General features: G+C 67.7%; 18 protein-coding genes. 6 read left to right on the forward strand and 12 right to left on the reverse strand.

What is annotated here, in order from left to right; all coding sequences use genetic code 11:
• Positions 1–216: 216 nt before the first annotated feature.
• Positions 217–1,245, forward strand: a complete 1,029-nt coding sequence (locus BC793_RS37255; RefSeq protein ID WP_239170486.1) for an arabinan endo-1,5-alpha-L-arabinosidase — start codon at positions 217–219, stop codon at positions 1,243–1,245.
• A 301-nt stretch (positions 1,246–1,546) separates the two neighbouring features.
• Here the strand turns inward: BC793_RS37255 and BC793_RS37260 are convergent, their stop codons facing one another.
• Together BC793_RS37260 and BC793_RS37265 are read right to left on the reverse strand one after the other, a co-directional pair.
• A complete protein-coding gene (locus BC793_RS37260) occupies positions 1,547–2,530 on the reverse strand; it encodes an SDR family oxidoreductase (RefSeq protein WP_170167318.1) in 984 nt (327 codons plus the stop codon).
• A 328-nt stretch (positions 2,531–2,858) separates the two neighbouring features.
• The gene (locus BC793_RS37265; protein WP_158319490.1) at positions 2,859–3,803 is read right to left on the reverse strand and encodes an endonuclease/exonuclease/phosphatase family protein; all 945 of its coding nucleotides are present in this window, start codon (positions 3,801–3,803) and stop codon (positions 2,859–2,861) included.
• Between the two features lie 381 nt (positions 3,804–4,184).
• Here BC793_RS37265 and BC793_RS37270 point away from each other — a divergent pair, with 381 nt between their 5' ends.
• Positions 4,185–5,024: a hypothetical protein gene (locus BC793_RS37270; RefSeq protein ID WP_146246627.1), complete on the forward strand. Its 840-nt coding sequence runs from the start codon at positions 4,185–4,187 to the stop codon at positions 5,022–5,024.
• A gap of 307 nt (positions 5,025–5,331) precedes the next feature.
• Positions 5,332–6,105, forward strand: coding sequence for a ZIP family metal transporter (locus BC793_RS37275; protein WP_109601226.1), 774 nt, complete (start codon positions 5,332–5,334; stop codon positions 6,103–6,105).
• A gap of 107 nt (positions 6,106–6,212) precedes the next feature.
• Here the strand turns inward: BC793_RS37275 and BC793_RS37280 are convergent, their stop codons facing one another.
• From BC793_RS37280 to BC793_RS37290, 3 genes are all read right to left on the reverse strand, one after another.
• Entirely contained in the window at positions 6,213–7,175 is a 963-nt protein-coding gene (locus BC793_RS37280) for a sporulation protein (RefSeq protein WP_109601228.1), read from the reverse strand.
• A gap of 73 nt (positions 7,176–7,248) precedes the next feature.
• Positions 7,249–8,325: a hemolysin family protein gene (locus tag BC793_RS37285; RefSeq protein WP_109601230.1), complete on the reverse strand. Its 1,077-nt coding sequence runs from the start codon at positions 8,323–8,325 to the stop codon at positions 7,249–7,251.
• Positions 8,322–9,686, reverse strand: a complete 1,365-nt coding sequence (locus BC793_RS37290) for a hemolysin family protein (RefSeq protein WP_109601232.1) — start codon at positions 9,684–9,686, stop codon at positions 8,322–8,324. Before BC793_RS37290 ends, BC793_RS37285 begins: the two co-directional genes overlap by 4 nt.
• Positions 9,687–9,841: 155 nt before the next feature.
• Here BC793_RS37290 and BC793_RS37295 point away from each other — a divergent pair, with 155 nt between their 5' ends.
• Positions 9,842–10,234 (forward strand): helix-turn-helix domain-containing protein, encoded by a 393-nt coding sequence (locus BC793_RS37295; RefSeq protein WP_275416277.1) that lies wholly within the window; start codon positions 9,842–9,844, stop codon positions 10,232–10,234.
• 106 nt (positions 10,235–10,340) lie between these two features.
• Positions 10,341–10,553: a hypothetical protein gene (locus BC793_RS37300; RefSeq protein ID WP_109601236.1), complete on the forward strand. Its 213-nt coding sequence runs from the start codon at positions 10,341–10,343 to the stop codon at positions 10,551–10,553.
• A gap of 52 nt (positions 10,554–10,605) precedes the next feature.
• Here BC793_RS37300 and BC793_RS49925 read toward each other — a convergent pair whose 3' ends face one another.
• The 6 genes from BC793_RS49925 to BC793_RS37330 form a co-directional block, all read right to left on the reverse strand.
• Positions 10,606–10,875, reverse strand: a complete 270-nt coding sequence (locus tag BC793_RS49925) for a hypothetical protein (protein ID WP_158319491.1) — start codon at positions 10,873–10,875, stop codon at positions 10,606–10,608.
• A 60-nt stretch (positions 10,876–10,935) separates the two neighbouring features.
• Positions 10,936–11,454 (reverse strand): GNAT family N-acetyltransferase, encoded by a 519-nt coding sequence (locus BC793_RS37310; RefSeq protein WP_239170485.1) that lies wholly within the window; start codon positions 11,452–11,454, stop codon positions 10,936–10,938.
• Positions 11,455–11,816: 362 nt separating this feature from the next.
• Positions 11,817–13,217: a GDSL-type esterase/lipase family protein gene (locus BC793_RS37315; protein WP_158319492.1), complete on the reverse strand. Its 1,401-nt coding sequence runs from the start codon at positions 13,215–13,217 to the stop codon at positions 11,817–11,819.
• 392 nt (positions 13,218–13,609) lie between these two features.
• A complete protein-coding gene (locus BC793_RS37320) occupies positions 13,610–15,016 on the reverse strand; it encodes a GDSL-type esterase/lipase family protein (protein WP_109601238.1) in 1,407 nt (468 codons plus the stop codon).
• Between the two features lie 101 nt (positions 15,017–15,117).
• Complete coding sequence (locus tag BC793_RS52940; protein ID WP_109601240.1) at positions 15,118–16,782, reverse strand: glycosyl hydrolase 53 family protein; 1,665 nt, start codon at positions 16,780–16,782, stop codon at positions 15,118–15,120.
• Positions 16,686–18,923: a rhamnogalacturonan lyase family protein gene (locus BC793_RS37330; protein WP_109601242.1), complete on the reverse strand. Its 2,238-nt coding sequence runs from the start codon at positions 18,921–18,923 to the stop codon at positions 16,686–16,688. The genes BC793_RS52940 and BC793_RS37330 overlap by 97 nt, the downstream gene beginning before the upstream one ends.
• 664 nt (positions 18,924–19,587) lie before the next feature.
• Here BC793_RS37330 and BC793_RS37335 point away from each other — a divergent pair.
• Positions 19,588–21,345 (forward strand): DUF1996 domain-containing protein, encoded by a 1,758-nt coding sequence (locus BC793_RS37335; RefSeq protein WP_239170484.1) that lies wholly within the window; start codon positions 19,588–19,590, stop codon positions 21,343–21,345.
• A gap of 335 nt (positions 21,346–21,680) precedes the next feature.
• Here the strand turns inward: BC793_RS37335 and BC793_RS37340 are convergent, their stop codons facing one another.
• Positions 21,681–23,222: a GntP family permease gene (locus BC793_RS37340; protein ID WP_203896501.1), complete on the reverse strand. Its 1,542-nt coding sequence runs from the start codon at positions 23,220–23,222 to the stop codon at positions 21,681–21,683.
• Positions 23,223–23,339 lie beyond the last annotated feature (117 nt).

Here is a 23,339-nt window from a genome sequence, read left to right on the forward strand (position 1 = left end):
ACACTTTCCTGTACGGGAGTGCACGATAACTGCCGTGCAACGTGTCGCTGCGCCAAACTCGATGACGACAGCGCACCAGCGTCCGGCAGCCGCCCCCTCGGCTTCGGACGCAGTCAGAACGCGCTCCTATTTGTGAGCGCTAACATCCCCATGCTCGAGTCTGGCGGCCCTCTCCAGGTTCGAGCGAACCTGGAGGCTTCCATGCCTGGATCCCACATGCGAAGGCGAGTGCTCCTCGCCGTTCCGGTCGCCGCCGTCGTGGCAGTGATGTCGGCTGTCGCGATGCACGCGCAAGCCGCTGTGCGACCGCCCGCCGCCGCAGCCCCGATCATTGCGCTCGCCACACCGACCACACCGCCGGGCTCCTACCCCAACCCCGGTCCCGTCTCGGGCGCCACGGGTACCCACGACCCCACGATGGTCAAGACGCCCGGCGGCACGTACATCGTGGCGCAGACCGGGAACAACATCGCGCTGACCACCTCCACCGACCGCACCGCCTTCCGGGCCGCCGGAGCGGCCTTCCCCAACGGTGCGCCGTGGACAACGACGTACACCGGCGGGAGCGCCAACCTGTGGGCGCCGGACATCTCCTACCACAACGGCCAGTACTACCTGTACTACTCGGCCTCGACGTTCGGCTCGAACCGTTCCGCGATCTTCCTCGCCACCAGCCCCACCGGCGCCTCCGGGACCTGGACCAACCGCGGTCTGGTCATCGCCTCCAGCTCGTCGAACAACTACAACGCGATCGACCCGAACCTGATCGTCGACGCCAACGGCCGCTGGTGGCTCAACTTCGGCTCGTTCTGGTCGGGTCTGCAGCAGATCGCCTTGAACCCGTCGACCGGTCTGCGCGCCGACAACAGCATCCGTCTCATCGCGGGCCGTAACGGTGGAGCGATCGAAGCGCCGCACATGTTCAAGCGCGGCTCCTACTACTACCTGTGGGTGTCGTTCGACCGCTGCTGTCAGGGCGCCGCGAGCACATACCGCATCATGGTGGGTCGTTCGACCAGCCCCAACGGGCCGTTCGTCGACCGTAGTGGCAAGGCGATGAACTCTGGTGGCGGCACCCAGGTGCTTGCCGGCCACGGCAGCGTCCACGGGCCCGGCCACCAGGCAGTGATCGCCGACAGCGACGCCGACGTCCTCGTCTACCACTACTACGCCGACAACGGGGCCTCCCGACTCGGCATCAACCTTCTCGGCTACGACAGCACCGGCTGGCCCTTCGCCTACTGAGCACGCCTGCTCGGCCCGTCTGCGGCCCCCTCTCGTCGGCCACGTGATGGGGGTTCCCCGGCTCCGGCCGGGGCACCCCCATCACGTACCCGCAAGGTCAATCCGGGCGCAGCGACCCGCGGAGGATCTGTTAGGACGAGACGTCAAGCGTCGGGGATAACAGGGCAGCCGTTTGAGCTGTTGAACAGGGTTGGCTGGTCGCCTTTCACCTTAAGCTTGTGCTTTAACCTCCGACCCCTTCAGCATCGCTGCGCACCAGACCCGACCGCTAGTTACCAGAAGTGACTACAGCGAGTGCCGATCAGCGTGCCGGGCGCGAGCAGGACCAGAGAAATAGGTCGGCGTTCTCAGCCGCCCATTCGTCGTAGGTACGCGGCGAGCGACCGATGATGTCGCGGACGGAGGGCCGTTGCGCGACCGTCCATTCAGTGAGTTCGGTCAGGCGCGCACCGTACTCCTGGAGGGCGTACAGCGTTACCTCGATGGCGCCTTCTGGCCAGCCGTTACGTTGCCATGTTGCCCGGCTCTCAGCAGCCGTTACGTTGATAGCCTGAATGTCGCGACCGATGGCGTGAGCGATGCTGCGTACTCGTGACTGGGTGGACGAAGGCAGTCCCACCGCCTCGATGACGGTGCCGGCATAGTGGTCAGTGTGCATCGCCGCTGCAGCGATAGCGGCGAGATCGCCTTCATGGATGAACGGGTAGTGCCCGGTGTCGAGGAAGGCTTCCCGGACGGCTCCCGCCGTTCGGATGGACTGCGGCCAGTCGGACCCGGTCGCGGGATACGTGCCGCTCCTGACGGAGCCCATCACGGCGGATGGCCGGAGATGAGTCCACTCGATCCCGCAACGCTCTACAGCGCGTTCGATGGCGAGCCAGTGCCAGGTCTCTGGCGGGTTGTACTGCTCGTACTCGGGCCCGTGGGACGACAGCAGCACGATCCGTCGGACACCGGCGTCACGCGCCAACCTCAATGACGCTTCGACGGTGGAGGGATGCGCGCCGGCGAGGAATACCGCATCAACGCCAGCGAAGATCTCGGCTGACGGCAACGGCTGACTAATGGAGCCAGTTACCACCTCTACCTCAGCCGGCCAGCCACTGCGCTCCTTCAGCTCCGCTAGCACCCTTACGGGGTCCCCGGCGGCAAGCAACTGCCCTGCCAAGCGTCGTCCGACAAGCCCCGTAGGGCTGCAGCCCTCATCCCTGTTGGGCGCGACGACCGTGAGGAGCTTGACGTCCTCGGCGATTGGCTGGCTTTGGGACGAGTGAGATCTGTCCATGGCAAGACCCTCCAAGAGTTGGCGGGGATCTTGCGCGTGATCAGTAGTGGTCAGCCGGGCGGCTTCCGCGCACCACTGCGATCGACGTTGCGGATCCAACTGCGGCGACCTCACCGGCCCCTGCCGATGGGTGCCAACCCCGGAGAAGGGGTATCTCGCGACGGCGGCGTCGCGAAGCAGGCAGCCCTGACAAAAGCTTCAGCCATGTCCGGCCGCATCGATGTTCGTTGTTGCGGGCCTGACGGATCGGGCGGAAGTGATCGATGCGCTGGCGGGGTTCCGGCAGCGGTTCGTGGGCGAGCCGGACCAGCCCTCCAACGACCGTAGGTCAGCCGATGCTTAGGTCGGCCCAGCCCCAGTAGATGCGGTGGTCGGAGCAGAGCGCGCTGCCACAGGTGCTCAGCGGCAGCGAGTCACCGGCGTGCTGGCCGTTGAGGCGATTGGCCCGGAAGAAGATCATGTCGATTTTCGTGCCGGTGCCGCACGGGCTGCCGGTGGTCGCGCGGGTGGTGCCTTCGCCGTAGCCCAGGCAGTACGGGTCGGCGTCGTCCATCTCCCGGTACGCGCCGAGGTTGTCGCCGTTCGCCGGAGTGTTGACGCTCGGGTCGTACCAGACGTTGAGCTCCGGCCAGCTCGGCGTGGCGTTGAAGTCGCCGCCCACCAGCACCGTGTCACCAGCCGCCTCGAAGTCCTCGACGTGCCTGAGCACCTCGTTGACCTGGATCTTCCCGAAGGTGCCGAACGGCTTCGGGGTGATGTGGGTGACGCAGTAGCGCACCGGCATGGTGGTGGTCGGCGCGCAGAGCAGGTGACGGATCTCGTCCTTGTCGTACTCCGGGTTCGGGGTCAGCGGGAACCGGTTCGCCGTGCCGAGCGGCTGCCGGCTGAGCAGCGCGATGCCCACCGCCTTGTGGTCACAGACGTCCCCGTCGTCGGTCGTGCCGTTGCGGGTCGCCTGGAACCGGACAAAGTTGCCCTTGTCCTGCGGCCAGTTGGTCTCGTTCTGCAACCGCTTGGTGAGGGCGGCGTATTGGCTCTGGCAGATCTCGTTGAGGGCAACGAAGTCCGGGTTCTTCCCCTTGATCGTGTCGAAGATCTTGGTGACCACCAGGTCAGACGAGCCGGGCGTCTGATATTTCCAGCCGCCGCCGACGTTCCAGTGCATGGCGGTCAGCCGGACCGTGGACTCGGCCTGGGCCGGCTGCGGCGCGATGGCCGGTGCCACCAGGAGTGCGGTGGCGGCCGCCAGAATGTTTCGCAGGTATGTACGCAACGAATCCACCATTTGTAAGGGTAAAGATCGACAAATAGTGGACCTTACCCCCCGGTTATTCGGTGCGGCACCGCCCGCCGTCTTGATGCCTTTCCGGGTGCTCGGGCAGCAACGGCTGCGCTAACTGCCACAACGCATCCGGCCAGTACTTCTCCACGTCATCCACGCCCGGTCCACGAATGACCTTGCAGTTCAACAACTCCAAACAACACGGTCTAGACGAGCAAGTGCGCTTGGCGGGCGGTTGCCTCAGCGGCGTGCCCGGTCTGGGTGTGCAGGGCGTCGGCGGTGAACAGCACTCCGGCGAAGGTACCGATCGGGGACTCTAGTCAACCCCGGACCACGATCCGGCTGGACGGTATCGCTCGACCGCAGGATCTAATGTGGATCGACATGGGCTGGTTCGCATGGTCGGGTAAATGGCTTCTACTGCTGGCCGGCTTCCCGCTTCTACTTGATTTGCTCGGAGGAGTCCGGCTGCGCCGAATCGGAGTATGGATGCGGTGCCGGGCGGCGGGGGCGCGGCGGCGACAGCGCCGGTCGCTGGCGATCCGGCGGATCGTCGGCCTTCAGTGGTCGGCCTACCTGGATATCGTCACGGGCCAGGGTACTGACGAGCGCGGCTTCGACCGGTTCCTGACCCTGCGAGCCCAGCCGCCGACCTACGCCCCGTCCCACGACATCGCGCTGGAGGAGTATCAAGCCTGGTGGCACCAAGTGTCGGCGGACGTACGGCGGGAATTTCGGCTCGCCGCCGACGAGCGGATCCTCACGCCTCGACAGACGGGAGCAGCCGACGCGTTCATCGAGGAGCGGATCGAGGAGTGGCTACGGGTCGTGCTGCCGACGGGTCAGCGACGGTACGTCGGCCAGGCGACCGGTGCTGCCAACCGGAGCGGCATCCTCGCCCTCATCGCCTTCATCGCCACGATGGCCGTCGGCGGGCTCGTGGCGTACGCGCTGCACACGCCGTTGGCGGGCTGGTGGGGCAGGGCGCAGTGGCTGTCCTGGACGCTTGGTCTCGGGTGCGTGGTGGCGCTGTGGGTGAGCTCGGCTCCCGGGGCCGCCTTGGCCGTCGGATGGCGGGTGCTGGCGGTGCCCATACTATGGGCAGCCCGACAGCTCGACCGCGCCCAGCCGCTTCACCTGCTGCGATGGACAGCGCTGGCGTTCTTCATCGCCGGATCGACAATCGATTTGTGGACGTCGTATCCGGGGTAGTCGGACGCCCATTTCAGCCCCATGAGGGAGACCGCCGAAAGGCCTTCCACCAGGCCACATTCACTCAAACCTCGGATATCTCAGTCCCGCCGCCTACGAAACCTGCCACCGAGCCCCACTGCCAGGTCGGCAGTAGCAGCACGCCGTAGCCGAGGCACCGACACAACGTCTGGGCATGACCAGCACGGCTACCGCACTGTAAGCCGACCTTGGAGCCGGATGCTGAGACGACTACGCCAGCCCAGCCGGTAGGCCAGGTGAGGGCGACTCCGTGTCGATCGCAGCCCCGACGGGTAAGGCCGCAGCTGTGGATGCGCTCCTGTTCGGTCTCATCGCCTCCAGCGCGCTGGTCATCGGCGCGTGGGTAGGTTCCCGGTTTCAGCTGCCCAAGGCTGTGCTCGCCGGAATGTTGGCCTTCGCGGCCGGTGCGCTGATCACCGCGCTGTCCTTCGAGTTGTTCGAAGACGCCTACGAGCACGGCGGAATCTGGCGGGCCGCGGTCGGCCTGATCGTCGGTGCGCTCGTGTTCACCGTGCTCAGTTCCCGGCTCGACCGGTTGGCACAGGGAAAGCGGAAAGAGCCCGAAGGAAGCGAGAAACTCGACGTCGACGCTGCCGCGCAGGACCGGGCACCGTCGGCCGCATCCACGTCGGGTGCCGCCGGGCTGGCGCTGTTGGCAGCCGTGACCCTCGACGGTGTTCCGGAGAACGTCGCGCTGGGGGTGTCGCTCGGCGAAGGCACCGGCGGGCTGGCACTGCTCGCGGCCATCTTCGTCTCCAACTTCCCGGAGGCGCTGGTCGGCAGCGCTTCCATGCGCGAACAGGGTCGTTCCCGGACGTTCATCCTCGGCACGTGGCTGGCGTGCGCGGGGCTGTTGACCCTGGCCGTGGTCCTCGGGGCCGGACCGCTGTCGTCCGCGGCACCGGAGACCCTGTCGCTGCCGCTCGCCTTCGCCGCCGGTGCCGTCCTAGCCTCGCTGGCGGACACCCTGATGCCGGAGGCATACGAGAAGGGCGGCCCTTTGGTCGCGTTGAGCACCACCGCCGGATTCGTTCTGTCCTTCGTCCTCGCGACGCTGTGACCGCATCACCGAGGACACCACGACCGGTGCGGTAGACCGTCCGGACGCTGTGTCCATGGACCTGCTGGAGTGACGGCGCGGCTCTCCCGCACCGTCACCACGATCTTTCAAACTTCGGCTTCCTCTTCGTCGTCTTCGAAGACCTCGTCGAGGATTCCACCGGCGACGTAGCCGACGGCAAGTCCTCCGGCTACGCCCATGGCGACGCCACCCATACCGCCGGCGTGACCGCCGTGGTGTTCGTCGTGATGGCCGCCGTGCCCGTACCCCGGGGCGCCGTAGCCAGCGCGGTTCTGCCGGTGGTCGACGGCTTGGCGGATCCAGGCGTCGACCTGCTGAGTCCAGTCGAGGCTGTCGGCGGCGGCGTGGTCGACGGTGTACCGGCCGAAGCTGTCGTGGCCGCTGCTGAACATGCCGCCGCCCTTGTCGAATTCGAGGATCACTTCGACGGTGTTCGCGGTGGTCACGAACGTCAGTTCGACCTCGCTGATCGCGTGCGTGTACTGCGGTGCAGCGAAGTATTCGATCTCCTGATAGAACGGCAGAGTCTGCGGGACGCCGGCGATCTGCCCGTACTCCAGGTCGGCGCCTCTGAACCCGAACCCGAGCTGGGCGAAGGCGTCGAGGATGCGCTGCTGCACGGGCAGCGGGTTGACGTGCAGCGTGTCCAGGTCGCCCTTGTCGACGGCGCGGGCGACCGCCACCTCGGTCCGCACACCCATGACCATCCCGCGCAACGGCTGGCCGTACACGGTCGTGATCGGGGTTTCCCACGGCAGTTCCAGCTGGAACGGCACCGACAGGTGCTGGCCCTCGGCCAGCCGTAGCGGACCGCTGACCGTGACGCGGTGGTACTCGCCGGTGGTCGTGCCTTCGCCGTCGCCGCCTTCGACCTCCATCCGGGTGACCAGGCCCAAGGCGACGTGCTCGATTTCGGCGTCGTGGCTGCCGCCGGTCAGATTCACCTGCCCGGCCACCACACCGCCGGGATAGGCGTTCGGATTGGTCAGCACCGTGTCGACACTGGGACCGCCGACGCCGAAAGCGCCGAGCATCCGTTTGAACACCACGTCTTTTCTCCTCCATGAGAGCAGGGCGGACCACGATCTGCCCGGCCGCAGCGCACCCCGGCCCGGCGGATGACTAGCGGGTGCTGCCGGTGCGCCCGGCGCGGCGGGCAGCGTCCACGACCGGATCGGTCTCGTCGTCGAACTGGCCGATCACCTGCTCGAGAAGGTCTTCGAGAGTGACCAGGCCGATCACCGTGGTCGTGTCGGTGACCAAGGCCAGGTGACTGCGCCGGCTGCGCATCGCCGCGATGGCATCCAGGACGCTGGTGTCGGCCGGCAGCGGCAACGCCGCGGTCATCAGGTCTCGCGCCGTCGCGGGCCGATTGCCGCTGGTGGTCTTCGCGGCGTCCCGGACATGCACGACGCCGACGATCGCTCCGGTGTCGTCGGTGACCGGGAGCCGAGACCGGCCGGTCTCGGTACTGCGCACCTCGACGGCGCGGGCGTCGGCGTTCGCGGGAACGTCGAGGATTTCCGCGGTCGGGACCATCACCTCGCGTACGGACATCGACTGCACCCGCAACATCGCGGTGAGCAGTTCGTGTTCGACGTCCTCGATGGTGCCGTGTTCCTTGGACGTCTTCAGTAGCATCTGCAGCTGCTCGGCGTTGTGCACCTGCGCCAGCTCGTCCTGCGGCGTCACCTTGAACAGCCGCAGGCAGGCGTTGGCCAGCCCGTTGAGAGCGACCAGGACCGGCCGGAAGACGGTGGTGAATCCGACGAACGGAATCGCCAGCAGCTGCGCCGAGTTCTCCGGATGACTGATCGCCCACGACTTGGGCGCCATCTCCCCGACGACGACATGCAGGAAGCCGACCAGGGCGACGGCCAGGATGAAAGCCACCACGTACGCCGCGCCGGCGGGCAGCCCGACCGTGGTGAAAACGGGTTCGAGCAGGTGTGCAACCGTGGGCTTGGCCAGTGCGCCGAGGCCGAGGGTGCACAGGGTGATGCCGAGCTGGGCGCCGGCCAGCATCATCGACAGCTGCCGGGTGCCGGCCATCGCGGCCCGAGCACCGCGTGATCCTTCGGCGGCGGCCGTTTCCAGCCGGTGCCGTTTAGCCGCGACCAGCGCAAACTCCGCGGCGACGAAGAACCCGTTGGCTGCCAGCAGCAACACCGATATCAGCAGAGACCAGGTGGTGCTCATGCTGTCACCTGCCCGTCGGCGTGGTCGTGGATGACGGTCAGGGCGACCCGGTCGGGCACGTGCCGGCGCACGGCCAGCACGGTCAGCCTGGCCACCCCTTGCGGTACGGGCTTGCCGTCGGCGTCGACCATCGGCGGCAGCGGGACATCGAGCTGCTCCTGGGTGGCCGGAAGATGACCGAGTCGGGCCAGAATCAGGCCGGAGACGGTGTCGTACATGTCGTCGTCCGGTAGCCGGATTCCGGTGGCCTCGGCGATCTCGTCGACCCGAGCCCGGCCCGGGATCTGCCAGGCGCCGTCCTCGGCCTTCTCGATGACCGGTTCGGGCAGGTCGTCCTCGTCGCGGATGTCGCCGACCAGTTCCTCGGCGACATCCTCCAGGGTGATGATGCCGGCGAAGCCGCCGTACTCGTCGACCACGATCGCCATCTGCCGGTGCGCCGCCTTGAGGCGGTCCAGGACCTCCGGTAGACGGGCGGTCTCCGGTAGCACGACGGGCTCCGTGGCCAGGTCGCGGACCGTGGTGGTGGCCCGGACGGCAGGGTCCAGGGTGACGACGTCGGCGATGGAGACCACACCGATCACGTCGTCGACGCCGTCGCCGGTCACCGGAAACCGGGAGTGCCCGGTATCGAGCAGGTCGACGACCCGCAACGCCGGCTCCGTCTGGCCGATCGTGGTGACGTCCACGCGAGGCCGCATCGCCTCAGCGGCAGTGCGGTCCCGGAAGTCCAGGCCGTGGTCGAGCAGCCGGGCGGCCCGGGCGTCGAGGGTGCCCTCGCTGCTGGCGTTGGCGATGATCCGGTCCAGGTCCTCCGACGTGGCGCCCTGCGGCAGTTCCTCGATCGGTTCGATGCCGATGGCACGCAGCAGCCGGTTGGCGGTGGCGTCGAACATCCGGATCAGCGGCCCGGCCACGGCCAGGTAGATCAGCGTCGACCGGGACAGCGCCCGCGCAAGAGTCTCCGGTTTGGCGATGGCGAGGTTCTTCGGCGCCAGCTCACCGAGCACCATCTGCACCACGGTCGCGAACAGCAGCGCGAACACCATCGAGATCGAGGTGCTGACCGTCTCGGACAGACCGGTCAACCCGAGCAGCTCGGCGGTGCCCCGCCCGAGGTAGGGCTCGGCGACATAACCGGCGAGCAGCGCGGTCACGGTGATGCCGACCTGAGCGCCGGACAACACGAACGACAGCCGCTGCGTCACCCGCAGGGCGCGTTCGGCGGCCGGGTCGCCGTCATCGGCCATCGCCCGCAGCTTCTCGCGGTCGACGGCCACGTACGCGAACTCCTGCGCCACGAAATAGCCGGTCGCCGCGGTCAGTAACACGATGGCGAGAATCCCGATGAGGATCAACACGACAGATCACCGCCGTCGCGGGCTCCGCAGCGGGCAACACGGGGCCGGGTCACGCCCGGCCAGGTACTACAGCCTTCAATCGAACCGTTGGACACCCTCGCAAACTAGCACCTATGACTGTACGGTTGCTGAAAGCTGATCATCGGGAGGTCTCTGTGAGCACCCTGCTGCGCATCGGCGAACTCGCCGCCCAAGCCGGCGTCAGTACTCGCACCGTCGATTACTACACACAGCTCGGGCTGCTGAACGCCGCCGACCGTACGGGAGGGGGATTCCGCCTCTACGACCCGGCAGCCGTCGACACCATCGCCACGATCAAGCAGCTGGAAGAGCACGGCCTTAGCCTGCAAACCATCGCCGCCGCATTTCACGGCGCCGGCGACACCGACCTGATCTCCCAGCTCGACCACCTCGCCACGGGCCTTCAGACACTGCAAGAGGCGGCGGAGAGTGCACCACAGGCTCAGGCGCTGCTCACGCTGCTCAGCGCTCGCGCGCACGCCCTTATCGATCTCGCCTTGACGATCATCGACTCACCGCTGGTGTGACGCCCGCCCACACCGCAACGATCACCCGATCCGGCAGGTGCGATCACCGAGGGCATTCACGATGGAGTGATATCTCGGCAACCGTACAACGGCAGACGGCCTTCAGATGTTCAACGCCGACGATGCGGTGCTGAAAGCCAACCTGGTGGTCGGCCGGGGGCCGACCGGGACGATGGGGATTCACGCCCGGCGGGCATCGGGCCGGGGCGTCACCGGAGCACACGATAGCGAGGTGTTCGTCGCCGAGGCGCCCAAGCTCACAGCGACCCGCGCGGACGGCTCGGTCATCGCGATAGCCACCGCGCCCACGCAGTTCTAGCCTCCTGTCCGCCGGCGGTAGCCGGCGATCAACACCTCTGGTGGCGGTGTGCTCAAGCGAGCTTGACCTCCTTCACCGCACCGGTCTTGCGGTGCAGCTCCAGATCCTTGATGAGCGCGCCCGGGACCAGGGCGTCGGTGAACGCTTCGTCCTTGTCGCAGTCGTCGCCCTTGCCAGCTCGAACTACCCCAACCACATCGCCCTGGCCAGCGCCCTGCACGCGTACCTGCGCTGGCGCAACGCCAACAACCGCCACCCCGATGTCATCGCCGCCCAACGACGCGAACGCGCCCGCGTCTGCGCCCGCAGCGAACACCACCACCGCTGGGGCCGACCGACCCACCACCCGGGCAGCCTGATCCGCTGCCTCGAACGTTCTGGCTCACAGCACCGGGGACGGCGCCTGCACGCAGCGGATCATGCGGATCTCCCGTATCCCGTCCGCGACCTGGACCGCTCCGTCGGCTACGAAGCCGTGCTTACGGTAGAACGCTTGCGCGCGAGGGTTGGGATCGGCGACCCACAGCACCGCCGACTCCACGGGGTCGATGACAGCGTCTAACAACGCCTGGCCAGCACCCGTACCGTGCGCGGGTGTAACCACATAGAGCAGATACAGATGTCTTGCCCCAGCCGCCGCAGCGTCCAGCGATGGACCTGACATCGCGACGCCGATCAACTCACCTTCCCGCTCGACCACAGCCGTTCGGTTCTCGCGATATCGCCCATCGGTCAGAGCCGCAGTCCAGAACCGCTCCCGCGCAGCCGGGAAACCCGGATCGTCGAGTACCGCATCCGACATGAGCCCTCGATACGTCTCCTGCCAGCACCGAACATGCACATCCGCCATCCGGGTAACGTCCTCGACCCGGGCCGAGCGAACAGTCAACGAGGAACCCACCGCAGAATCGTAGGACGTGCCCACCTGCTCGCCGAGCCCGATTTCGGTGCCGATCGGCAGTCAGCGTGTCACCAACACCACCAAGGGTCTTGGCCGCGGCACTAGGTTGCGGCGTATAAGGCCAGGAGCCTGGAGCGATCCGGGGGCGACGGCCTCTCGGGCCGGGCGACAGTCTTGATCGCCTCTCGTCTGGCGGCCAGTGGTGTTGAGCGACCAACAGTTACATTCGGACTCACCGCAGTACCATCCGCGGTCAGCGGCGGCATGATTCCGATCTATCGGGTGACCCGTGATCCCCGGACGGCTGCCCGGCAGCGTGCCGGGCCCCGCCAACGGCGGCCGAGGGACCCGACACCGGTGTGTCAGCGTAGGTAGTCGGCGAGTGGGAGGTTGCGCTCGCGGATGCCCTGAACGACCAGGCCGGCCATCTCCTCGGCTCCGTACTCGGAGAAGTGGGTGTTGTCGGCGACACCGTCCACCGCTGCACGTAGGAAGAGCCGGGCGGAGCCGGCCGGGCCCAGGGACTCCACCAGCTGTTCACTCTTCGCTGTCAGATCGATCACCGGCACGCTGAGCGAGGAACCCAGAGCGCGCATCTCCGCCGGCAGGTTCACGCCGACGCCATTGACGTGCAGCGCCGTGGAGTTGAGCTGGTTGCCGTCGAACAGCCGCCGGACCGGCGGGGTGACCAGGACGGCGACGCCGCCCCTGGCCCGCACCTGATTGATCATCGTGGTCAGGTTGGTGCGGAACGCCGACGCGCCGGTGGACTTGTCGTTGTGCCCGAACTGGATGAGCACCAGGTCGTTCGACGTGATCAGCGGCCGCATCGTCGGGAACAACGCGCTGTTGCTCAGGAAACTGCCCGAGCCCTCCCCGGAATCGCCGTAGTTGGCGATGACCGCGCCGGCCGACAGGCGACTGGGCAGGATCTGCCCCCACCCGGTGTACGGGGCGATGGGCTGATCGCAGACCGTGGAGTCGCCGGCCAGGTAGACCGCGAGCGGGTTGCTCGCCGGCGCGACGGTGAGGCCGGACAGCTTCGGCATGGAACCGGCGAACGACACGTCCAGGCCGGACGTTCCCGAACCGCCCTGCCCGGTCGGCTGACCTTCGGGCTGCCGCACGTTGATCGTGAAGACGTGTCGGCTGATCGTGCCGGCCGCGGTGGCGACCGGCGCGAGGATCCACCGGCGCGCCTCCACCGACATGGAGGTGTTTCCCGCCGAGGCTCGGTCGCCGATCCATGCGGTCACCGTGTAGTTGCCGGGGGAGACCGCGAAGTGGCAGCGGATCGGCGAGCTGCCGGTGCACTCCGGCGGCCGCCCGGGCGGTTCGGTCGGATCGCCCGTGGTGGCGACGTCGAGGTAGTCGAGGTTGGCGAGCCCCACAGCGGTGGTCGCGGCGAACCGGATCGTGTTGGCCCCGGCATCCAGCTGGACCGTGTGGGTCCTGGTCGTCCAGGTGGTCCACGCGCCGGTGGCTTCGAAGACGAATCCGGCCTGCACCACCGTTCCGTTCACACTCAGATCCGCCGGCCGGTTCGCGGTGCTGCCGTTGGCATACCGGATGCCCAGAGTGACCGCACCCGCGGCTCGCATGTCCACGGTGAACTCAACCGCGGAACCGACCGCGTTCGTGGTGTCGCAGAAGCCGCCACCGGAGTAGCCGGCGTGAGTCGAGGCTACGGCACCGCCGCACGTGGCGGGCGCGGACTCCGCCTCGTATCGGGTGGTGGCGGCATACGCATTCGATGCGAGCATGACAGCGCCTCCGGCTACCGCGGTCGTCACTGCCGTCATGACGCAGGTCTTCGTCAACTGGCTCATTAATGCTCCCGGGGGTGTTCTGGTGTGCGGGTGGATTGCCGCGGTTGCCTCAGGTAGGCGGGGAGGGACTTGCTGGTCGTGCAGGGCCAGGGCGACGAGCCCGGCGATCCGCCGGGCACCGGCGCTTCGAAGTGCGTGTGGTCCGTGCGAAAGAGGGCACCCACCGGGCCTGATCCGTAGTCGCCGTTGAAGAGACGGCAGACGGAGATTGTTGTGAGCGTGAAGCTCAGCGTGTGCAGGTCGATGACGGGCACCTGGCCGGCGCGCCTCGGCCTCGTACCGGGTGGGTGCTGCCGTCGCGGTGGTGGGACGGGGATCTGTGGTGACTAGAGGTACTGGTCGAGGACCGGCGTGAGCCGCTGTGCGATCTTGGCGTGGCCGGCATCGGTGGGGTGGACGTTGTCGCTCGTGTCCGTGGCCGTGTTGACCCAACCCGTGGTGTCGACGAAATGGACCTTGCTGTCTCCGGCCGCGTTGCGGGCCGCGACGGCATTGCGGGTTTCCGGCACGTACCGGTTGCGGAACGTGCCCATCGCAAAGATGTGGGCGGTGGGGTAAGCCTGGCGTACCCGCTCGAGCAGGACGATGTAGTTCTGGTGGAACTGCGTCGTGGACACGCCGTGGCCGATGTCGTTGGTGCCGAGGTTGATCACGACGCCGGTCGCCTGGTAGGTGGAGAAGTCCCAGTCGTCGCGGCTGGCCGAGGCCGATGAGCGGCGGAACCAGTCCATCATGCCGTAGCAGTCCTGGCTGACCAGGCAGGCGCCGCCCTGGGCGATCTGGGTGTGACCGGCTCCGAGCGCCTCGCCGGTGAGCCAGGGGTAGGCGGTGAAGGGCCGATTGGCGTTGGGCTGCCCGACGGTGATCGAGTCGCCGATGAATTCGACCAGGTTCTGCGGCCGGGTGACCGCTGTGGTCCGGGCCCCACCAGCGAGGAGGAGGCCGCCGAAGACCGGATCGCCGGTGTACGAGCCGGCCCGCTCCCGATAGCCGATCCGGATGGTGTGCTCGCCGGCCGGCAAGCCGGTAGCCAGCGTCACGTTGCCGGAGACGTTGCGGCGCCATTGCAGCGGCGCCCGGTCGATCGAGTAGTAGAGGTCGATGGTGTTGCGCTGGCGCACTCCGATGGAGCCACCGGTGAATCCGGTCTCCAGGTAGCCGCCGGCCCATCCCATGGCGTGGTACGACGAGTTCGACCGTTCCCAGCGCCCGTGGTACTGGATGTTCGGGTCGCTCGGCTGGCCGGTGCCGGCCGGTCCGCTGCCGGTCATCTCGACGTCGAGGAAGTCGATATTGGGTAGGCCGGCGGCGGTGGACGGGCTGAACCGGATCGTGTTGCCGCCCGCGTTCACCGACACCGTCAACGTCCTGGTGACCCACGACGACCAGGCTCCGGTGCCCTCGAATGATGTCGTCGTGACCCGCGAGCCATTGACGAGGACGTCTGCTGGCCGGGCGGTCGTGGTGCCCCCGGCGAAGCGGACCGCCAGCGTCGCGGTGCCGCCCGTGGTCGCGTCGACGGCGAACTGGACCGCCGCTCCGGCGGCGTTGTCGCCGTTGCAGAAGCCGGTTCCGGAGAATCCCGCGTGGTTGGAGTCGATGGTGCCGGCACAGGTGGCCGGTGTGGATTCGGCCTCGTACCGGGTGGACGCGGCTGTGGCGGGGCCGGTCGTCACCGCGAGAGCCGTACCGGCGAGAACGACCGACGCGATGAGGAGTGGGGCGAACTTCATGATGCGCTCCGGGGGGTGAGCAAGGGGATGAGAGAGGCGGAACTGCGGGGGTACGGAGGCGAGCGCGGTGTTACCGGGCGGGGGGCAAACCGGCTCGGGTGTCAGGGCAACCAGCGGATGTGAGGGTTGAGCCGGCCGGTCCGGTCGAAGACGGCCATGTTGTCCCACTCGTTGCCGGAGCCGTTGATGTCGGCCGGGTCCCAGCCGTTGCCGGGCACCGCGTACCAGGTGGGTTCCCAGTAGAAGACCCCACTGGCGCCGGCGTTGCGGGCGGTGTTCTGCACGGCGGCGAAGTTGGCCTGCTGCCCGGCCGGTGTGGCCGGATAGCCCGAGCACTCGGTGCTGACCACGTTGCGGGTGCTGTCGGCGTTGGCTGTGGTGTAGGGGTAGGCGGTCTCCGCGATGATCACCGGTTTTCCGAAACGGGAGCGCATGTCGGAAACCACAGTGGCCAGGTTCGACAGTGAGCCGTGCCAGGCGCAGTAGTAGGACAGGCCGGTGATGTCCCACTGGACGCCTTGGGCCCGGATGCCGTCGTAGAACGAGCGCGCGCCGCTCTCGACGTTCGCGGTGTGGATGACCACCTGGGTGCCGCTGTTGCACGCCTTGGTCGCGTTGTAGCCGGCCCTGAGCAGCAGCCCGAGATTGGTGTAGTTGCCGTTGACCACCCGGCCGTCGTCCCAGAGCATCCCGGTGTTGATCTCGTTGCCGATCTGCACGCTGTCCGGCACGGTGCCCTGCGCCTTCAGGCTGTTGCAGACGTCGTACGTGTGGTTGTAGACGTCGGTCTGCAACTGGCTGATGCCGTGGCCTGCCCAGGTGGCCGGTTTGTACTGCTTGCCGGGGTCGGCCCAGGTGTCGGAGTAGTGGAAGTCCACCATCAGCCTCAGCCCTTTGGCCTTGACCGTCCGAGCGTACTGAAGAACCTTGTCCTTGTTGTTGTAGCCGCTGCGCGGGTTGTTCCAGATCCGCAGCCGGACGTAGTTGACTCCGGCGTTCTTGAGGATGTCGAGCGGATCGCCCGGGGTGCCGTCGGCGTCGGTGTACCGCGCCCCCACGTCGCTCGCCCGCTGTCCGGTGGACACGTCCGCGCCCTGCATGACCGAGGGGTTCCCGTCGTCCGTCGTACTCACCTCGAGGTGGTCGATGTTGGCCAGCCCGCCGGTGGTCGTCGCGGCCAGCCGCACGGTGTTGGCTCCCGCGGCCAGGTGCGCGGTCAGGGTCTTGGTCGTCCAGCCGGTCCACCCGCCGGTGGTCTCGAACGCGAGCCCGGACCGGGCCACCATGCCGTTCACGCTGACATCGGCGGGCCGGCTCGACGCGGCGCCGTTGGCGAACCGGACAGCCATATTCGCGGTGCCCGCCGCGGGAGCGTTCACGGTGAAGGTGAGCGTGGCGCCGGCGGTGTTGGGTGTGTCGCAGAAGCCGCTGCCGGAGTAGCCGGGGTGATCGGCGGCCACCGTGCCAGTGCATACGGCGGGCGGTGACTCCGCCTCGTACCGGATCATCGCGGCATGCGCGGACGGTGTCATCGCGACGGCGGTGACGGACAGGAGGGTTGTCAGCGCCATGACCGCCGAGGTTCTCGTGACCCGTTTCATCGAAGCTCCCGGAGAAAAGCGGGGCGCACCGCCATGAGGTGGCCGGCGCGCCCCGACAGTTAGCGGTCTCAGCGGACGTGGATGTTCGGCTGCGGCGGGTTGGCCATGCCGTTGCCGAGGAAGAAGCTCGGGTGTGGCGGCTGGTTGTAGGCGGTGTTCTGCCATGCGATCGCCACGCGGTACTGGGGGTCGTGCATCAGGGTGTGGATGCGCCGGTCGGTCGGGGTCGGGGTGGCGTAGATACGCAGCGCCGCGTTGTCGTCGCGAGGCAGGACGATCTCCTCACGCCAGTCACCGAAAAGGTCACCGGAGAGCGATGGCGTCGACTTGGTGCCGTTGACCGAGTGGGCGCCGGAGCCGGTGAGCAGACGGGTGTCGCCACCGGTGCCGTACTTGTCGACGTGGTTGCCGTCGAGTAGTTCGCGCACCGGGTCGCCGTCCCACCAGGCGAGGAAGTTGTAGCTGCCGGGGTTGCGGCCGACGTTGCCGCCGGAGGCGTTGAACAGGTTGCCCAGTCCGGTTCCGGTGCCCCAGAATTCGGCGCCCGGGTTGCCGGCGTAGACGTCGCCGGCGACGCCGCGTGCGGGACCCTCGCAGTTGCAGGTGTTGTTCTTCTGCATGATGACGTTGCCGTTGCCGGCGTCGCGGAGGGTGGCGGCGGCGCCGGAACTCTGCTCGTGGATCTGCCAGATCTCCTGACCCGCGCGGCCGGGCACGAAGTCACTCACGTGCAGCGCGTCGCCGTGTGCGTAGAAGTTGGTGGTGTAGCGGCCGGTGCCGTTGGCGTTGATGGTCATGCCGCCATAGATGATCTCGTCGGTGCCGTTGCCGTCGACATCGGCGATGGACAGCGAGTGGGTGCCGCGTCCGGTCCACTGGCTGCCCGCGCTGCGGGAGTCGAAAAGCCACCGTCGCGTCAGCGTGCCGTTGCGGAAGTCGTACGCGGCGATCGCGCTGCGGGCGTAGTAACCGCGACCCATGATCAGGCTGGGTCGTTGGCCGTCCAGGTATGCGGTGCCTGCCAGGAACCGGTCACCGCGGTTGCCGTAGTTGTCGCCCCAGTCGCTGATGTTGCCGCGGGCCGGTTCGAAGTTCACCGTGGCCCGTACGGCGCCGGTCAACCCGTCGAAGACGGTCAGATATTCAGGGCCGGTGATGATGTAGCCGTCGGCGTTGCGGTGATTGGCGCCCGCGTTGCCGATGACCTGCCCGGTGCCGGAGACGGTGCCGTCACCGGTCTTGACCGCGAGTTCGGCGCGGCCGTCGCCGTCGTAGTCGTAGACCTGGAACTGGGTGTAGTGGGCGCCCGCTCGGATGTTGCGACCCAGGTCGATACGCCACAGCCGCTGCCCGTTGAGCCGGTAGGCGTCGAGGTAGACGTTGCTGGTCACCCCGGATTGGGCATTGTCCTTCTGATCACTGGGGTCCCATTTGAGGATGATCTCGTACTGGCCGTCGCCGTCCACATCACCGACGGAGGCGTCTCCGGCGGTGTAGTTGCTGCCCGGACGGGAGATCGGCACGTCGAGATGGTTGCCGCCGGTGAAGCGCAGCGACGGCGCGGACGCCGCCTGCTCGGTGCCGTTCACCACCGCGCGGACGGTGTACGAGGCATCAGAGGGCGCCCCGGAGTCCAGCAGGTTGGTGGAGTCGGTGACCGGTGAGGCGTTCACCTTCGTCGAGCCGCGGTACACGTTGAACCCGGTCGAGGACGATTCGAGACCCAGTAGCCGCCACGACACCAGGTTCGCTGACCCGGACCGTACGCTGAGCACGCCTCGGTCGAGGTCCTCCATCTGCCTGCCCGGGCCGGTCGGCGGTGCCTCGCCGACCTCGAAGTCCAGGTAGTCGATGTTGGCGAGGCCGGTGGCGGTGGTCGGGGACAGCCGGACGGTGTTGGCGCCGGCGGTGACCGGCACGGCGAGGGTCGTGGTGGCCCACGTGGTCCAGGCGCCGGTGGATGCGAAGTCGGCACTCCGGATGGGGTTTCCGTTGACCAGCACGTCCGCCGGGCGGCTGGCCGAGCCTCCGTTGGCGTACCTGAAACCGATGGTGGCCGTTCCCGCGGTGGCCGCGGTGACCGAGAACTGCACCGCGGCGCCCGCCGCGTTGCTGGCGTTGCAGAATCCGCTGCCGGAGAAGCCGGCGTGGTTGGACTCGATGGCGCCGTCGCAGGTGGCCGGCGCGCTCTCCGACTCGAATCGGCTCGCGGCAGCGGAGGCCGTCGTGGAGATGATCCCTGCTGCGGCGATCGGTATCGCGGCTGCCGCCGCGAGCAGTGCGACGCGCCTTCGGCGTTTGGGCATGAGTGTTCTCCAGACTTGAGGATGACCGAACGCGCCGCTCATGTGGGGGAGTAGCGGCGACGGGCGGTGAGCCGGGGAGATAATAATTGACACATAGTTTGGCGATAGCAAGAACGCCTGTCAATCGAAGCTCGCCGCTGTATGCCGAGGGTGTGTCAGGTGATCGCCGACGACGGTACGGGGCAGATCATGAGGGCCGTTACAGGCTTGGGGCCTTGCCGTTCTCCCATGCCGAAGTGCATTGTGGCCAGCCCGTTCCCGGCCATGCTCGGTGAGTTCCGGGTGATCACTGCGGCCGCTCGCATGGCGATCAGCGGGCGGGTGCGACGTGGCGTGCCCGAGAGTTGCCGGCACTCCGCGTCGGCTCCGATCCGACCGCCCGCAGGTAACCAAGGAGCAGTCCCTCCGACATCGGTCGGCCCCGCACCCGGCCTGGAACGCGTGGTCGTGGGGGAGGAGAAGGTGGCCCCGCCCGATCGGGAGTTCACGGGTGGAGGTCGGTGATTCCAGGTTCTTACTGACTGCTTACGTGGTCAGCTCGGACCCGTCTGCCTCTTCGTGTCCCCCGTACCTGGGAGTAGCGACTCCTCGCCGGAGTCGCCGCCGGGCACTGAGAGGCTTCGAGGAGTAGAGCGTGCGAACCACACCACATCGGGTTGGGCGAGTGCATACACGCACCGCGCGGATCGCCATGGCCGCGGCAGTCGTTGCCGCGACGGGGGCGCTGACTGCGACATTCGTCTCCAGCGGCGGTAAGGGGACCGCGGACGCGGCCACCGAACTGAACCAGTTCGTCCCCATCCAGCAAGTGCAGCCGAACGTGCGGAACCCTGCGCCCGGCGCCCAGGCGTCAACGGGCGTCTTCACCGTGGACTGTGGCACCAACGGCAACGGCAAGTTCAGCCCGGACAACCCCGTCGCACAGCCGGGCATCAAGAACGGCGCCGAGCACCTGCACGACTTCATCGGCAATCTGGCCATCACCACGAACTCCTCCGACGCCGACCTGGACGCCTCCGGGACGACGTGTAAAAACGGCGACAAGTCCTCCTACTTCTGGCCGGTCGTACGGATCGACAAGACCGTCCGCTCCGGGGCCGACACCGCACGCGCTCTCGCGGCGACGACCCCGATGGTGACCTGTCCCGGCGTCCGTGACCGGCTGCCCGCCGTGCCGGCTCGGGCCCGGGCCGCGGTCGACAGCCGCCTGGCCTCACTCGATCGCGCAGTCGCCGCCGCCAACAAGCGGATGGCCACGAGCAAGGGCCGCATCGACGCCCGCCTCAACGCCTCCGTACTGGCTGACCTGCGCACTCAACGCGCCCAGCTGATCAAGGGCATCAGCGACCAGATCGCCGCGGCCGGCGGCGGCCGTACCTCCGGCATGGTCTCGCTCGTGGAGTGCGACACCAACTACGACGGCATGCACGCCGGCATGCGCCACTCCACCGCCGACGTGAAGGCCGCCCTGGCCGCCTCCGCGCAGATCCAGTGCCCGACAGTGCGGGACAAGCTGCCCGGCGTACCCGCTCCGGCCGTCGACGAGGTCAACCGTAACCTCGCCGAACTCGACCGGCAGCTCTCCGAGGCCAACGAACGCCTGGTCACCACCCGCGGACAGGGCGGGAACAACTTCGTCGACAACGCCATTCTCGGACCCCTGAAGGCCAAGCGGACCGCCTTACTCGACCGCATCGGCATCGCCATCTCCCGCAACGCCGCCCGTCCCCAGGGCCTCGAGGCCCTGGCCGGCTGCACCGTGACCGGCCAGGCCCAGAACGGCCAAGGCAACCAGGGCGGTCAGAATAACCAGAACGGTGGAGCGGCAGCCCCCAGCGCTCCCGCCGCGCTGCCCGACCCGCAGGGCCCGAACCTCGAACTGCCGAACAACACCGGCGGCATCGTCCGGCCCGCGTCGGTGCTGATCGAATACCGCGGCAACGCCACCAGCAAGGTCGTGCCCATGCCGAAGTTCCTGCGGGCGCTTACCGGTGACGCCAAGCCGATCAGCCGGGGACCGGCAAACGCCCGCGCCACGTGGACCTGCTCCGGCTTCACCGACCGCCTCGCCGACAAGTACCCGATCTGCCCGGACGGCAGCCAGGTCCAGCGCGTGCAGGACTTTCCCGGCTGCTGGGACGGCAAGAACATCGACAGCACCAACCACCGTGACCACCTGTCCTTCGCCGACGCCGACACCGGCGCCTGCAAACAGGGCTTCGTAGCCATCCCGCAACTGCGCATCACCATCTCGTACGACATCCCGCGCGACGTGCAGGTCAAGGGACAGTTCGCCCTGGACTCCTTCCCCGAGGAGGACCACAACCCGTTCTCCGACCACAACGACTTCATCAACGTCAACTCCGCCCAGACCATGCAGAAGATCTCCACCTGCATCAACAAGGGCAAGACCTGCCGCTGACCGAGATTGTTGGACCGGCACCCCCTGATCCGCGCCGCCGAGGTTCACCGAACCTCGGCGGCGCAGTCGGCATAGAGGCGGTCGACTCGGCGGCTACCGCGCGAGCCGTAACGGTCAGCCACCGGCGACCGGCGACCGGTCACAATTTCGGATGCCGCTGATGGTGAGACCGGTGCTGACGGTCGGGAGCTGTCGCTCCTACCTTGCAAACGTCAACCTCGGTTGATCGGACCGGGTACGCGGCTGTGACAGAGGATCGCCGTGTGGATGACACCCGCGCGGCGAGTCACCGCCAGACCCGAAGAGATCAACAACGTCTGCCGCTCAAGGAGCCTTCAGAGGACCAGGCTGAGCACGAGGGCTAAGGCGAAACCGATCGTGCCGAGAAGCGTCTCCATCACTGTCCACGTCTTCAGCGTGGTCTTCTCGTCCATTCCGAAGAATTTGCTGACCAGCCAGAAACCGGAGTCGTTGACGTGCGAGAGCACGGTTGCTCCACCGGCGATCGCGATGACGATCAATGCGAGGTCCGGCTTGGAGAGGCCGTCGGTGGCCGCGACGACCGGCGCGATGAGGCCGGCGGTGGTGGTCAGCGCGACGGTTGCCGAGCCCTGGGCGACGCGCAGCAGGAGGGAGATGACGAACGCGGCGACGATTACCGGTAGTCCGGTTTCCTCGAGTACGTCGGCCAAGGCCTCGCCGATGCCGCTGGCCCGCAGGACGCCGCCGAACATGCCGCCGGCGCCGGTGATGAGGATGACCGCGCAGACCGGGCCGAGGGCGCTGTTGACGGTCGACTCGATCTTCTCAGCCGATGCGCCGCGGTGTCGGCCGAGGACCAGCATGGCGACGAGTACGGTGATGAGCAGGGCGACCGGTGTGGACCCGATCACTTTGGCCGCGCCGACGAGTGTCGAATCCTCGTCCAGGGTGCCGGCGGTCGCCAGGGTGCTGAGCCCGGTGTTCAGGAAGATCAGGACCAGTGGTAGCAGCAGCAGGCCGATGACGGTCCGGAAAGCCGGCGGGTTACCTCGTGGTTCGGTCTGGGCCTCCGCCTTCGCGCCGTCGGACGGGGCGGCCGGGCTGGGGGAGGCGCCGGCTACAGCGGTGCTGTCCGGAGCGGATTGTGCGGCGGCCGCATCGATGTCGGCGTCCGGGGCGGTGCCGGCCGACCGGGCTGCCGGAGTGTCGTCACCGAAGACGGTGGGTACCGGTAGGTTGTACCGCCGCCCTGCCCAGGTGCCGAACAGGTAGCCGCCCAGAACCCAGGTGGGCAGGCCGATCAGCAGGCCGAACACCAGGGTGAGGCCGATGTCGGCGCCGATGAGTTCCGCGGCCGCGACCGGGCCGGGATGCGGTGGGACGAAGGCGTGCATGACTGCGAAGGCGCCCGCCACGGGAAGGCCGTAGAGCAGGATCGAGCCGCCGAGTCGCCGGGCGATGGTGAACACGATGGGCAGGAAGACGACGAATCCGGCGTCGAAGAAGATGGGGAAGCCGAACAGCAGCGCGGCCACACCCAGCGCGAGCGGGGCTCGTCTCTCCCCGAAGCGCCGCACCAGGCTGTCGGCGAGCACCTGCGCGCCGCCGCTGAACTCCATGAGCCGACCCAGCATCGCCCCGAGGCCGACGAGCAACGCGACGCTGGCCAGGGTGGAGCCGAAGCCTGAGGTCAGCGTCGAGACGATGTCACCGAGGGGCACCTGGGTGGCTAGAGCGGTCAGCAGGCTGACGAGGACGAGCGCGACGAACGCGTGCAACTTGAGCTTGATGATCAAAAACAGCAGGAGCAGAACAGCGGCCGCCGCAATGAGCAGCAGCGGGCCCGCGGAGTATGCCGGTTCGACGGCCTCCGCGGCGATCACGTCCATCTTCATGGGTTCCCCTCATGATTCGCAGGTGACGATGGGACCGGCGGCTCGGTCGAGCGCGATGGCGTTCGGTGGGGCGAGGACCGATGATCCCCGGTACGCCGTGAGCCGATTGACGGAGCC

The organism is Actinoplanes xinjiangensis, from assembly GCF_003148685.1.
Classification (GTDB): domain Bacteria; phylum Actinomycetota; class Actinomycetes; order Mycobacteriales; family Micromonosporaceae; genus Actinoplanes; species Actinoplanes xinjiangensis.